This window comes from Modestobacter sp. VKM Ac-2986 (genome assembly GCF_026967795.1).
In the GTDB taxonomy this organism is placed as follows: domain Bacteria; phylum Actinomycetota; class Actinomycetes; order Mycobacteriales; family Geodermatophilaceae; genus Modestobacter.
The window spans coordinates 633,947-646,550 of the sequence record NZ_JAPVBH010000002.1 but is presented as its reverse complement, the minus strand read 5'-3'; the positions used below and the strand labels follow the sequence as shown (position 1 = coordinate 646,550).

Genomic DNA, 12,604 nt, shown 5'->3' with positions numbered 1-12,604 from the left:
GGACCGCCGCCGTCTCGCCGCGGGAACCGCCGCGTCCCGCGCCGCCCTCTCGCTGCCTGCCCCTGGAGACCCCGTGCTGATCCTCACGCCGACGCCGTTGCAGACGGCCGCCGAGCGTGCGTTCTTCGCCGAGCTCGCCGGCTGGGACACCGGCAGCGGCGTCCGCGGGGCGGTGATGGCCTCCCTGCCCGTCGTCGAGGGCCCGATGAACCGCCGGCAGGCCGACGCGGTGCTCTTCGTGCCCGAGGGCCTGGCCGTCGTCCGCGTCGTGGAGGTGGAGCGCCGCTCCGGCGTCGTCACCGCCTCCCAGGAGGGCGCCTGGACGATCGGCTCCGGCGACGGCCCCGGGGACGTCGTCCAGCTGGCCGGTGGCGGTTCCACGCCGCTCGAGGGCCTGATGCGGGCCGGCATGCAGGCCGCGGTGACGCTGCGGGCGGCCGGGCTGGAGCCCGGCCGGATCGCCCGGCTCACCGTGCTCACCGGCGCGGTCACCGGCATCGTCCCGGCCGACGGAGACCTCGGCGAGGGCGACCAGGTGGCCCTCCTCGACCAGCAGTCGCTGCTGCTCGGGGTGGCCCGTGCGGCCCGGCACGCCGGCACCGACAACCCCCGGCTGTGGACCACGGCCGACGTGCGGGCCGGCATCGAGGCCCTCGGCGTCGCCGGGCGCACCCCGTCGGTCGAGGAGCTCAACGGCGAGGGGTTCCCGTACTCGCCCTACGTCCTGCGCCGCCAGGAGCTGCTCACCCCCGCGGCCCTCAACGCCGCCCCGCCCCGCTACGCGCCGCAGCCGCTGTCCACGCCCGAGCCGCCCGCGGCGCCGGTCCCGCAGCAGCGCACCCCGCCGCTGGTCGACCCGGCCGCCGCCGCCCGGGTGGCCGCCGCGGCCGTGCAGGCCCAGGAGGACGCCGAGCGCAGCAGTGCCGCGCAGGTCGCCGACCAGGACCGGCACACGCAGGACGTCCGCACGTACCGTCCGGTCGAGCCCGTGGTCCAGCAGACCCAGGCGCTGACCCCGGACCGGGCGCCGTTCCAGGAGCCCCGCGGGCTCGAGGACAGCGGTGGCCTGGGCGGGCTGTTCGGGTCCACCCCGACCGTCGAGGTCGCACCGCAGCCGCGGCGGGAGCTGCCGCCGGAGCTGCGGCCCCGGGCCTCGGCCGCCGCCGTGCCGCCCACCCGCAGCACCAGCACCGTCCCCCCGGAGGGGAGCAGCGCCGCCGGGGCGGACACGTCCGGACGGCGCCGCGCCCTGCTGGTCGCTGCCGCGCTGGTGGTCGTGGCGGCCCTGGTGACCGTGGTCGTCGTCCTCGTGGGCGAGCGGGACGGCGCCGCCGAGGCCCCGCAGGCCGGCCCGTCGTCCAGCGCCGCCCCCGACGCCGTCCCGGCCGGGCCGGCCCCGGGGGACACGCAGGTCGTCGACGGCACGACGTTCACCCTCGAGGCGACCACGACCGAGGACACCTGTGCCGACCACGCCTACGGTGCGGTCGCCGACTTCTTCGCCCGGTCGGACTGCACGTCGCTGACCCGGTCGCTGTGGTCGGCCGAGGTGGACGGACGGCCGGCCGTGGTGTCGCGGGCGGACGTGACCATGCCCGACGCGGACCTGGCCGCCGCGCTGGTCACCCTCGCCGACACCGACGGCAGCGGCAACGTCAACGACCTGCTGCGTGAGGGCACCGGCTACCCCGGTGGCCCGGAGCGGTTGTCCTCCTCGCGGGAGTACGCCAGCCGCCCGCAGGATGCGGTGGCCACCATCGTGGAGACCGCCTACGTCGGCGGGCAGGGCTCCTCCGAGGAGCTCGACGCGCTGGCGAGCGCCGCCCTGGCCCTCGGGTCCGACTGAGCTGGGCGCCCGCCCGGTGTGCGCACCGGGCGGGGCGCGCAGGTCAGCGGGCGGCGCCGGCGATCGAGGGGGCCATCGGGTCGGCGCCCTCGGCCTTGACCTCGCGCAGCACGTAGTCCTCGATGGTCTCCAGGTCGTGGGTGGACCGGCGGACGATGGCCAGCAGGTCGCTCATCTTGCTGACCTCCTCGACCTGCTCCTTGATGAACCACTGCATGAACTGGTCCGAGGCGAAGTCGTTGTGCTGCCGGGCGACCGCGGTGAGCTGGTTGATCTGCTCGGTGACCCGCTTCTCCTGCTCCAGCGCCAGGGACACGGGGGCGACCACGTCGGGGAACTCGTTGATCGGCGCGGCGATCCCGGGGACCTGCACGCGCGCGTCGGCGTCGAGGAGGTAGCGGACCATCATCATCGCGTGGTCGCGCTCCTCGCCGGCCTGGTCGAAGAACAGCTGCGCGGTCTGCGGCATGGTCAGGTCGTCGAAGTAGATGGCGATCGCCACGTACTGCTGGTGTGCGGCGAACTCGTGCCCGATCTGGGCGTTGAGCAGGTCGATGAAGGCATCGGCGGCCATCGGGGCTCCTGGTCGGTGCGAGGGGCGGGACGTCCCCGCAACGGTAGTGGCCCGGGCGCCCCGCCCGGTGAGCGGTCGGGAAGGCATGGCTAACCTCACCTCGTGGCGAAGTCGGCGAAGATGCCCAAGAGCAAGTGCTGCGAGGACCGGCCGCGGTGCACCCGCTGCCCGCTGCGCGCCCTGGCCGAGGGCACGCTGCCGCCGGGCTACACGGTGAAGAAGCGCCGGCTGGTCAAGGTCGGCAAGGCCGCCTGAGGGAGGACCCCTGCCCCCACCGCTCGCAGGCTCGCGGCGGGGCCCTGCAGGGGTCGGGGGCAGGGGCCGTCCTCAGCGGGTGACGTCGATGAGCACCTTGCCGGTGACGCCGTCCTGGACGGCCTGATGGGCTGCGGCGGTCTCGGCCAGCGGGAAGACGTGCAGCGGCAGGCCGGCGTCCTCGCCCACCCGCACGGCGCCGTCCAGGACTGCGGCGTTGACGTCGGAGACGGCGAGGTCCTTGGCCCGGGTCGGCTCGGTGTAGACCAGGACGAACTGCCAGCGGGCGTTGGGCCCCATCTGGCTGCGGATCGGGACGGTGACCTCGTCGCCGCCGTCGTTGGCGTACATCGCGACGGCGCCGTGCGGGGCGATGACCTGTGCGTCGATCGCGGCGTTGGCGGCCGGGGCGACCTCGACGATCGCGTCCACGCCGCCCGGCACGATCTTGCGGACCTCCGCGACGACGTCCTGGCGCGTGTAGTCGATGACGTGGCTCGCGCCCGCGGCGGCGGCCAGCTGGGCCTTGCGCGGGGAGCTGACCGTGGTGATCACGGTGGCGTCGGCCCAGCGGGCGAGCTGGATGGCGGCGTTGCCGACCGCGCCGGCGCCACCCTGCACGAGCACGGTGCGGCCGTTCAGCGAGCCGGGGGAGAGCCGGTCGGGGAGCGACTCGGCGACGGTGAGGCAGCGGTGCGCGGTCAGGAACGGGATCCCGAGCGCGGCGCCGAGCTCGAAGGAGGCGTCGGCACCGAGCAGCACGGTCTGCCGGGCCGGGACGACGGTGTGCTCCGCGGCGGTGCCGTGCGGGCGCTGCCAGGCGGCCTCCCAGACCCAGACGCGCTCACCGACGAGCACCGGGTCGACGCCCTGGCCGACGGCGGTGATGGTCCCAGCGCCGTCCTGGTCGGGGACCTGGCCGTCGGGGCCGGGCTGGGTGCCGCTGCGGGACTTCCAGTCGGTGGGGTTCACGCCGGAGAAGGCCAGGCGCACCAGCACCTCACCGGGTCCGGGTTCCGGGGTGGGGCGGTCGACGAGCTGCAGGACGTCGGGACCGCCGGGCTGGGTGTAGGTGATCGCTCGCACGAGCGCCCACTACCCCGCGTGCGCCCGCCTCGATCGTCGGCCCCTTCGCAGGGTCCCGCCCCGAGCGTGCGAGGGGTGGGGGGCGAAGGAGTCCTCAGACGGCGCGGCGACGCAGGCGACGACGCTCGCGCTCGGACAGGCCGCCCCAGATGCCGAAGCGCTCGTCGTTGGCCAGCGCGTACTCGAGGCAGTCGTTGCGGACCTCGCAGCCGGTGCAGATCTTCTTGGCCTCGCGGGTCGAGCCGCCCTTCTCCGGGAAGAAGGCCTCGGGGTCGGTCTCGGCGCACAGTGCGCGCTCCTGCCAGCCGCCGTCCTCGACGACGTCCAGGGTGCCGAAGCCGGCGTCGTAGACGTCGGCCATGCCCAGCACGTCCTGGCCGTAGTTCACCGGAGCCACCTCGGCAGCTGCGGTGCGGTACTCGCTCATCCACGTCACGTCGGCCATCGCGATTCGTCCCCCTGCGTCTCGGTCCGGCGTCCGTTCGTCACGGTTGCCGTGTGCTCACTTGCTGTGAGCACGGGATGAATTACACGGGTGCCGTTCCGAGGGGTCAAATGTCTTCCGTGTTACGCCCGGTCACACCGGTCACACCTGTCGCGCCCGCCCCTGCTGCGTGCGGAGGTGTGCCCGACACGCCGGTCCGGGGGTCAGGTTCTGCCCACCGGGGCGGTCGAGTTCGTCCAGATCGCGAACGGTCCACGAGCGCGGATCTGGACGATCGCAGGCCGGTCCGACCACCCGTCGAGGCCGCGGGTCGACACCGGCCGAGCGGGCCGGCCGGACGCCTGCATGATCATCGGCAGCCGGTACGGCCGGTCTGACGGCGGCGGTCAGAGCCGGGCGAGCTCGGCGATCAGCGGGCCCAGCCCCAGCGGCCCCAGGGCGAGCACGTCGCGGTGCCACGTCTTGAGGTCGAAGCCGGCGCCGGCGCGCCGGCGGGCCTCCTCCCGGCAGGTGAGCAGGACGCGCTCGCCGACCTTGTAGACCGGCGCCTGGCCGGGCCAGCCGAGGTAGCGGTGCAGCTCGTCGACCCGCATCGCGTCCTCCATGTCCACGTGCGCGCGGAGGAAGGCCAGGGCGACGTCGTAGGTCCAGCGCTCGCCGGTGGCGCGACCGGGCGGGATCGGCAGGTCCAGGTGCAGCCCGATGTCCAGGACGACCCGGGCCGCGCGCAGCTCCTGCGCGTCGAGCATGCCCAGCCGGTCGCCCGGGTCGTCGAGGAAGCCCAGCTCGGCCATCAGCCGCTCGGAGTACAGCGCCCAGCCCTCGGCGTGCCCGGAGCAGTCGGCCAGCAGGCGCTGCCAGCGGTTGAGCCGCGCGGCGTCGTGCACGGTCTGGCCGATCTGCAGGTGGTGGCCGGGTGCGCCCTCGTGGAAGACGGTGGTCGTCTCCCGCCAGGTGGTCATCGAGGTGACGCCCTCGGGGAGCGACCACCACATCCGGCCCGGGCGGCTGAAGTCCTCGGTCGGGGCGGTGTAGTAGACGCCCTCGCCGGAGGTCGGGGTGAGCAGCCCCTCGATCCGCCGGACCGGGGCGGGGATGTCGAAGTGGACGCCGTCCAGGGCCGCGATCGCCCGGTCGGCGGTCTCCTGCAGCCACGCCTGCAGCGCCTCGCGCCCGTGCACCTGGCGGGCGGGGTCGGCGTCGAGCCGGGCGACCGCGCCGGCCACGCCCTGCCCGGGGGCGATCTGCTCGGCGACCGCCTCCTTCTCCGCCACGATCCGGGCCAGCTCCTCCCAGCCCCAGGCGTAGGTCTCCTCGAGGTCCAGGTCGACGCCGGCGTGGAAGCGGGACTCGACGGCGTAGCGCTCCCGGCCCACCGCGTCGCGTTGCGGGGCCAGCGGCAGCAGCCCGCCCTCCAGGCGGTCGGCGAAGTCGAGCAGGGCGGCCGACGTCGCCGCCGCCGCGCGGGTGAGGTCGCTCGTCAGCCCGGCCGAGCCGGCGGGTGCGGAGGAGGCCAGCTCGGTGAAGTACCCGGGGCGCTCGGCGGTGCCGGCCCAGCGGCGAGCCGTGGCGGCCGCCAGCGTCACCTGCCGCGCCGCGGCGCTGCGGCCGTGCCGGGCCGCCTCGGTCAGGCCGGCCAGGTAGCCGTCGAGGGCGCGGGGCAGGGCGGCCAGCCGCCGGGCGATCACCGCCCAGTCGGCCTCGGTCTCGGTCGGCATCATGCCGAGCGTGATCCGGAACTCCGACAGCGGGCTGGAGACGTTGTTCAGCGCGGCCTGTGCCCAGCCCGCCTCGTAGCGGGCGAGCTCGGCGCCCAGCCGCTCGGTCATCGCCGCCCGGGCGACCTCCTCCCGGTGGTCGACGGGTCGCACGCGCCCGGCCATGCCGATCGCGGTGCGCAGCAACTGGGCGTGGGCGCCGTGTCCCTCGGGCGTGAGGTCCGACCAGCGGTCGTCGTGCCCGGGGACCCCGATGTAGGTGGCCACCTCCGGGATCGAGGCGGCGTACTCCTCGACGACGCGGTCGGCGAGCAGGTCGAGCTGGGACGGCGGACGCACGGGCTCACTCACGGACTCTCCTCGGCACCTCGGGGGACGGCAGCTCCATCCTGCCGATCCGAGGAGTGCGACCGCCGGTCGCCCCGGGGTGTCAGCGGATGTCGGAGGGGTAGCACGTGCCCGCGCTGTTCGGCGAGCGTGTCCTGCGATGAAGGAGGAACCACGATGACCACCAAGGTCGAGGAGTCCGTCCAGGTGGACGTCCCGGTGACGACCGCCTACAACCAGTGGACCCAGTTCGAGGACTTCCCGCACTTCATGGGAGGCATCAAGGAGGTCCACCAGCACGGGGACCAGCGGCTGCACTGGGTGGCCGAGATCGCCGGCGTGCGTCGCGAGTGGGAGGCCGCGATCCTCGAGCAGGTGCCCGACGAGAAGATCGCCTGGGCCGCGACGAGCGGTGCGACCAACGCCGGCGCCGTCCGGTTCACCCCCGTCGGCCCGACCTCCACGATGGTCCACCTGACCCTGGAGTACGAGCCCGAGGGCCTCGTCGAGCAGGCCGGTGACAAGCTCGGCATCGTGGGACGGCAGGCGAGGTCCGACCTCGCCAGGTTCAAGGCGCTCATCGAGGACCAGGGCTACGAGAGCGGTGCGTGGCGCGGTTCCGTCGAGCACGGCGTCGGCGTGGGCACGCCCGGTGTCGAGGACGCCAGCCTGTCGCGCGGGGACAGTGGCAAGGCCGGGGTGTCGGCCACGGGTGTGATCGCCGGTGTGGCGGCCGTCGCGGCGGCAGGCGCGGCCGTGGCGGCGGCCAGGAGCGGTTCGGACACCGAGCAGTCGGAGCAGGTCGCCCCGTCGCAGCCGGTGGCCCCGGTGCAGGAGGTGACCGTCGTCGAGCAGCCGCCCGTGGACCAGGTCCGTGACGACGTGCTGCTCGAGGAGTCGCCCGCGGAGGGCTACACGACCCCGACGTCGACCGAGGGTGTCGAGTCGACGGTGCGCAGCACCGGGGACGACCCGATGGTGGGCGGCGGCAGCCGCTGACCCCGCCGGTCGGTGGGGGCGCGGTCCAGTCGCCCCCACCGGCCGCTGCGCGCCGCCGGTCGGTCGGCCGCATCGTGGTGGCCTGCCGGGGTGGCCGGGTCAGGAGGCAGCGCCGGTCGGCACCCGGTCACGCAGCCGCAGCGCGGGGACGGTCGCGTGGGTGAGCACGCCGATCGTGGCCGCGTAGAGCACGGTGCCGACGCCCACGTTGCCGCCGAGGACCCAGCCGAGGCCGAGCACGCCCAGCTCGATCGAGGTGCGCACCACCCGCAGCGAGAGCCCGCGTGCCGCCAGTCCGGTGCTCAGCCCGTCGCGCGGCCCGGCACCCAGTCCGGCCCCGATGTAGGCACCGGTGGCCACGCCGTTGAGCACGATGCCCGCCAGCAGCAGCGGGACGCGCACGGACAGGCCGGTCGGCGTCGGCACCACGGCCAGGGTGGCGTCCAGTGCCAGGCCGAGCACCACCACGTTGGCCAGCGTGCCGACGCCCGGGCGCTGTCGCAGCGGCACCCAGGCGAGCAGCACGAGCACGCCGACGGCGATGGTCCAGGTGCCGATCGACCCACCGAGGGTGCGGGACAGGCCCTGGTGCAGCACCGCCCACGGCATCTGCCCGAGCCCGGCCTCGAGCATCAGCCCGGAGCTGGCGCCGTAGAGGACCAGCCCGGACAGCAGGAGCAGCAGGCGGGTGGGCCGGCGGTCCGGCGGCATCGGCGCGAGGAGGTGCACGCCCTCACCCTCACCGGCTTGGCCTTGTCCGAGAAGGGCCAAGTTCGCCATCATGGCCGGGTGGGCACCGATCGGCTGGCCGAGCTGCTGGACCCGTGGCTGGGCGAGGGACCGGCCTACGGGGCGGTGGCCGCCGGCATCCGCGGGCTGGCGCTGGACGGCCGGCTCGCGCTGGGCAGCCGGGTGCCCAGCGAGCGCAGCCTGGCCGCCGCGCTGCGGCTGAGCCGGACGACGGTCACCGCGGCCTACGACGTGCTGCGGGCCGAGGGCTACCTGGTGAGCGCCGGTGGGGCGGGCAGCCGGGTCACCCTGCCGGCGTCCGCCCCGGTGCGCCCGGACGCCGACCCGGGGGAGCCGGCCGTCGTCCGGGACCTGACCGTGGCCGCGACGCCGGCGCCGGCCCAGCTCGTGGACGCGGTCGCGCAGGCGGCCGCGGACCTGCGGCCGCTGCTGTCCGGGCACGGGCTGCACCCCTACGGCCTGCCGGCGCTGCGCAGCGCGGTCGCCGGGCACCTGACCCGGCGGGGGCTGCCCACCGTGGCCGAGCAGGTCATGGTGACCAACGGCGCGCTGGCCGGCTGGGACCTGCTGCTGCGCACCGTGACCACGCCGGGTCGGCGGGTGCTGGTCGAGCAGCCCACGTACCCGGCCGCGCTGGACGCCGTCGCGGCGGCGCACCTGCGCGCGGTGCCGCTGCCGGTCACCGCAGAGGGCTGGGAGCTGCCGGCCGGCGCCGCCGACGTCGCCCTGCTGACCCCCGACGGGCAGAACCCCACCGGGCTGCTCGCCGACGACCGGCAGCGGCGCGCGCTGCTCGCGGCGGTGGACGCCCCGGTCGTCGCCGCCGACGAGACGTTCACCGACCTCGTGCTCGACGGGGAGCCGGCGACGCCGCTGGCGGTGCTGGACCGCCGGGTGGTCACCCTCGGCTCGATGAGCAAGGCGTTCTGGTCGGGCCTGCGGGTGGGCTGGGTGCGCGCCGACCCACCGCTGCTGGCCCGGCTCGCCCAGGCCCGCGGGACCGTCGACCTGAGCAGCCCGGTGCTCGAGCAGCTGGTCGCGGTGCGGCTGCTCGCCGTCGCCGACGAGGTGGTGGCCGACCGCGTCGCCTGGCTGACCGCCTCGCGCGACGCACTGCTGGCCGCGCTCGCCGACCAGCTGCCCGACTGGCGCGTCACCCGGCCGCGGGCGGGCGCGATGCTCTGGGTCCAGCTGCCCGCGGGCAGCTCCACCCGGCTGGCCGGGCACGCCCTCGACCTGGGGCTGCGGATCACCCCCGGGCCACGGTTCACCGTCGACGGCACCGCCGACCGCTGGCTGCGGCTCCCGCTGTCGGTGCCCCCAGAGGCCGTCGGCGCGCTGGTCGCGGTGCTGCGGGAGGCCTGGGCGCGGACGGCCGCCGGCGCGGTGTCCGGCCGGACGGCGCCCCGCTGGACCGCCTGAACCCGGTGCACCGCCGGGACCGGCGGGCGCGGCACGCCGGGTGGCCGGGTGGGTCGACCGGCGCGTCTTGACAAGGCTGTGCGCGTCCTCAGAATGACAAGGGTGACACGAGTCACCTGACTGCCGAACTCAACGAAGAGGACGCGCATGGACGCCCCAGCCATCCCCGCGGAGTCGACGGTGCCCCGGCGCCGCGGTCTCCGTCGCCTCCCGGGCCTGCTGGCCCTCACCCTCGCCCTGTCCGTCGCCCCGGCGACGATGGGCGCCGCGACGGCCGCCCCGACGCAGCAGGTCGACGCGACCTCGCCCGACCTGGGCGTCAACGTCACCGTCTTCGACCCGAGCACGCCGGTCGCGCAGATCCAGGCGCAGGCCGACGCGATCTACGCCCAGCAGGTGGCCAACGAGATGGGCACGCAGCGGTACGCGCTGCTGTTCAAGCCCGGCACCTACGGCACCGCCACCGAGCCGCTGCAGCTCAAGGTCGGCTACTACACCGAGATCGCGGGTCTGGGTGCCTCCCCACGAGACGTCACGATCAACGGCAAGGTCGAGGTCTACAACCGCTGCCGCCCTAACGCCGACGGCACGCCCAACTGCATCGCGCTGGACAACTTCTGGCGGTCGGTCTCCAACTTCCACCTGAACGTCAACGCCACCGGCCAGGACGGCTGCCGGTCGACGGCCAACTTCTTCGCCGTCTCCCAGGCCTCGCCCATGCGCCGTGTCGAGGTCAGCGGCGGCACCCTGTCGCTGATGGACTACTGCACCGACGGGCCGCAGTTCGCCAGTGGCGGCTTCATCGCCGACACGCTCGCCGGCGACGTCGTCAACGGGTCGCAGCAGCAGTGGCTGACCCGCAACAGCACGATCGGCAGCTGGTCCAACGGCGTGTGGAACCAGGTCTTCTCCGGTGTCGAGGGCGCGCCCAGCGAGGCCGGCTTCCCGGACCCGCCGTACACCACCGTGGAGAACACGCCGGTCAGCCGGGAGAAGCCGTACCTGTTCGTCGACGCGAAGGGCGCCTGGCAGGTCCGCGTCCCCTCGGCCCAGACGAACAGCCGGGGCGTCACCTGGGACGAGGGCCTGACCCCCGGCCGCACCGTCCCGCTGACCGACTTCTTCATCGCGAAGCCGACGACCAGCGTGCAGGAGATCAACAACCAGCTGGCCCGCGGCAAGCACCTGCTGCTCACCCCCGGCGTCTACGACGTCGCCTCGAGCATCGCCGTCAAGCGTGCCGACACCGTCGTCCTCGGGCTGGGTCTGGCCACGCTGACCGCGGTGGACGGCGCCGTGCCGATGACCGTGGCCGACGTCCCCGGTGTGGTCGTCGCCGGCGTCACCATCGACGCCGGCACGAAGGAGTCGCCGGTGCTGCTGGAGGTCGGCAAGAAGAACGGCAACAGCAGCCCGAAGAAGAGCGGTGCCACCAACCCGACGACGCTGTCCGACGTCTTCTTCCGCGTCGGCGGCCCGCACGTGGGCAAGGCCGACACGGCGCTGGTGGTCAACAGCGACCACGTGCTCGTCGACCACACCTGGGTGTGGCGCGCCGACCACGGGGTGGAGGGCTTCACCGCCGGCGTGAACGGCGACACCGACCGGTGGCGCACCAACATCGGCCGCACCGGTGTGGTCGTCAACGGCGCGGACGTCACCGCGACCGGCCTGTTCGTCGAGCACTTCCAGGAGCACAACACCGTCTGGAACGGCGAGCGCGGCCGGGTCGTGCTGTACCAGAACGAGATCCCGTACGACCCGCCGTCGCAGGCCGACTGGCAGGAGCCGAACGGCACGCTCGGCTGGGCCGGCTACAAGGTCGGGGAGCAGGTCACGACCCACCGGCTGGACGGCGGTGGCGTGTACGGCTACCAGCGCAACGCCGGCCCCGGCATCACCACGCAGATGGGCTTCGAGGTGCCGAACACCCCGGGCGTCCAGCTGCACCACGTGATGACCGTGCACCTCGACGGGCTCGGCGTCATCGAGCACGTGGTCAACGACGTGGGCGGCCGCTCCGACGGCACCACCCAGGGAAGGCCGCAGTACGTCGTGGACTACCCCGCACGCTGACCCATGGGCAGGACCCGGTGGGGCGGCGCGCCCGGGCGCCCCGGCCCACCGGCACGTCTCAGGCCGACTCCCGCACCACCAGCCGCAGGACGTCGTCGGGGTGGGCCGGCGGGGGCCGGCCGTCCAGCGCCGCGGTCACCGAGTCCGAGAGGAAGCGGGCCTGCACCGCCGCCGACTGGGACACCGTCGTCAGCGGGGGAGCCGCGAGCCGGGCGGCCGTGACGTCGTCCACCCCGATGACGGCGACGTCGTCCGGGACCCGCAGGCCCTCCGCGCGCGCCCCGGCGAGGACGGCGAGGGCGACCTCGTCGTTGTAGGCGGCGATCGCGCTGGCCGGCTCGAGCCCGGCCCGCAGGGCGCGCACCGCCGCCCGTCCGGACTCCGCGGTCAGCTCGACGGCGTGCACCCGGGGATCGGGGAGGCCCAGCCGTCGGCACTCCTCGCGCACCCCGGCCAGCCGTGGGTCGGCGAACTCGGCCAGCCGCGGGTCGGTGGTCGAGGCGTAGCCGATCACGCGGTGCCCGGCGCCCACCAGGTGCTGGGCCTGCAGCCGCCCCACCTGCAGCTGCCCGACGGCGAAGGCCCCGGGCCGGCGGGGCTCCTCGTCCAGCACGGTGGCGACCACCTGGATGCCCGCCCGGCGCATGCCGACCTCGTCGGCGTCGGGGAAGGCGGTGAAGCCGACGACGGCCCGCGGGGTGACCGCCCGCCACAGGTCCGCCAGCGGCCGCTGCCCGCGCGAGTGGTGCACCAGCACCGACAGGTCGCGGGCGGCGAGCTCGCGGGTCAGGTGGTCCAGCAGCGCCTCCATCACGGGGCCGACCGGCCAGTCCGGCACGACGCAGAGCACGAGGTCGCTGCGCCCGCTGCGCAGCGTGCGGGCGGCCGCCGACGGGGCGTACCCGAGCCGGTCGGCGGCCTCGCGCACCCGCCGCCGGGTCTCCTCGGAGATCACCGTGCCGGACGTGTCGTTGAGGACGTAGCTGACCGTGGTGCGGGACACCCCGCTCTCCCGCGCGACGTCCGCGCTGGTCACCCGTGGCACGCCGGCTCCTCCCACCGCGCCGGGCAGGGTCCCGGCGCCGGACATCCTGCCGGACCAGAGG

11 protein-coding genes are annotated in these 12,604 nt (G+C 75.0%); 5 read left to right on the top strand and 6 right to left on the bottom strand.

The window, feature by feature from the left end; genetic code table 11:
* Window positions 1-73: 73 nt before the first annotated feature.
* Window positions 74-1,846 (top strand): hypothetical protein, encoded by a 1,773-nt coding sequence (locus O2W14_RS07315; RefSeq protein ID WP_269175408.1) that lies wholly within the window; start codon window positions 74-76, stop codon window positions 1,844-1,846.
* A gap of 43 nt (window positions 1,847-1,889) precedes the next feature.
* Here O2W14_RS07315 and O2W14_RS07310 read toward each other — a convergent pair whose 3' ends face one another.
* On the bottom strand, window positions 1,890-2,420 hold the full coding sequence (locus O2W14_RS07310; protein WP_269175407.1) for a ferritin: 531 nt from the start codon (window positions 2,418-2,420) through the stop codon (window positions 1,890-1,892).
* A 102-nt stretch (window positions 2,421-2,522) separates the two neighbouring features.
* Here O2W14_RS07310 and O2W14_RS07305 point away from each other — a divergent pair, with 102 nt between their 5' ends.
* The gene (locus O2W14_RS07305) at window positions 2,523-2,675 is read left to right on the top strand and encodes a hypothetical protein (protein ID WP_269175406.1); all 153 of its coding nucleotides are present in this window, start codon (window positions 2,523-2,525) and stop codon (window positions 2,673-2,675) included.
* A gap of 72 nt (window positions 2,676-2,747) precedes the next feature.
* Here O2W14_RS07305 and O2W14_RS07300 read toward each other — a convergent pair whose 3' ends face one another.
* The 3 genes from O2W14_RS07300 to O2W14_RS07290 form a co-directional block, all read right to left on the bottom strand.
* On the bottom strand, window positions 2,748-3,761 hold the full coding sequence (locus tag O2W14_RS07300) for an NADPH:quinone reductase (protein ID WP_269175405.1): 1,014 nt from the start codon (window positions 3,759-3,761) through the stop codon (window positions 2,748-2,750).
* Window positions 3,762-3,855: 94 nt separating this feature from the next.
* Window positions 3,856-4,122 carry a WhiB family transcriptional regulator gene (locus O2W14_RS07295; RefSeq protein ID WP_269175541.1) on the bottom strand — a complete coding sequence of 89 codons (267 nt, stop codon included), beginning with the start codon at window positions 4,120-4,122 and terminating at the stop codon, window positions 3,856-3,858.
* A gap of 470 nt (window positions 4,123-4,592) precedes the next feature.
* Complete coding sequence (locus O2W14_RS07290; protein WP_269175404.1) at window positions 4,593-6,275, bottom strand: DUF885 domain-containing protein; 1,683 nt, start codon at window positions 6,273-6,275, stop codon at window positions 4,593-4,595.
* Window positions 6,276-6,428: 153 nt separating this feature from the next.
* On the opposite strand from O2W14_RS07290, the gene O2W14_RS07285 reads away from it, so the two are divergent.
* The gene (locus O2W14_RS07285) at window positions 6,429-7,250 is read left to right on the top strand and encodes an SRPBCC family protein (protein WP_269175403.1); all 822 of its coding nucleotides are present in this window, start codon (window positions 6,429-6,431) and stop codon (window positions 7,248-7,250) included.
* Between the two features lie 99 nt (window positions 7,251-7,349).
* Here O2W14_RS07285 and yczE read toward each other — a convergent pair whose 3' ends face one another.
* On the bottom strand, window positions 7,350-7,979 hold the full coding sequence (gene yczE / locus O2W14_RS07280; protein ID WP_269175402.1) for a membrane protein YczE: 630 nt from the start codon (window positions 7,977-7,979) through the stop codon (window positions 7,350-7,352).
* Between the two features lie 60 nt (window positions 7,980-8,039).
* Between yczE and yczR the strand changes: the two genes are divergently transcribed.
* Window positions 8,040-9,422, top strand: a complete 1,383-nt coding sequence (gene yczR, locus O2W14_RS07275) for a MocR-like transcription factor YczR (RefSeq protein WP_269175401.1) — start codon at window positions 8,040-8,042, stop codon at window positions 9,420-9,422.
* Between the two features lie 147 nt (window positions 9,423-9,569).
* A complete protein-coding gene (locus O2W14_RS07270; protein WP_269175400.1) occupies window positions 9,570-11,498 on the top strand; it encodes a coagulation factor 5/8 type domain-containing protein in 1,929 nt (642 codons plus the stop codon).
* 58 nt (window positions 11,499-11,556) lie between these two features.
* Here the strand turns inward: O2W14_RS07270 and O2W14_RS07265 are convergent, their stop codons facing one another.
* Window positions 11,557-12,543, bottom strand: a complete 987-nt coding sequence (locus O2W14_RS07265) for a LacI family DNA-binding transcriptional regulator (protein WP_269175399.1) — start codon at window positions 12,541-12,543, stop codon at window positions 11,557-11,559.
* Window positions 12,544-12,604 lie beyond the last annotated feature (61 nt).

Bases quoted from the DNA above. Each gene is read 5' to 3' on its own strand.
- O2W14_RS07310 (WP_269175407.1), bottom strand. From the start codon at position 2,420: ATGGCCGCCGATGCCTTCATCGACCTGCTCAACGCCCAGATCGGGCAC.
- O2W14_RS07295 (WP_269175541.1), bottom strand. From the start codon at position 4,122: ATGGCCGACGTCTACGACGCCGGCTTCGGCACCCTGGACGTCGTCGAG.
- O2W14_RS07285 (WP_269175403.1), top strand. From the start codon at position 6,429: ATGACCACCAAGGTCGAGGAGTCCGTCCAGGTGGACGTCCCGGTGACG.
- O2W14_RS07270 (WP_269175400.1), top strand. From the start codon at position 9,570: ATGGACGCCCCAGCCATCCCCGCGGAGTCGACGGTGCCCCGGCGCCGC.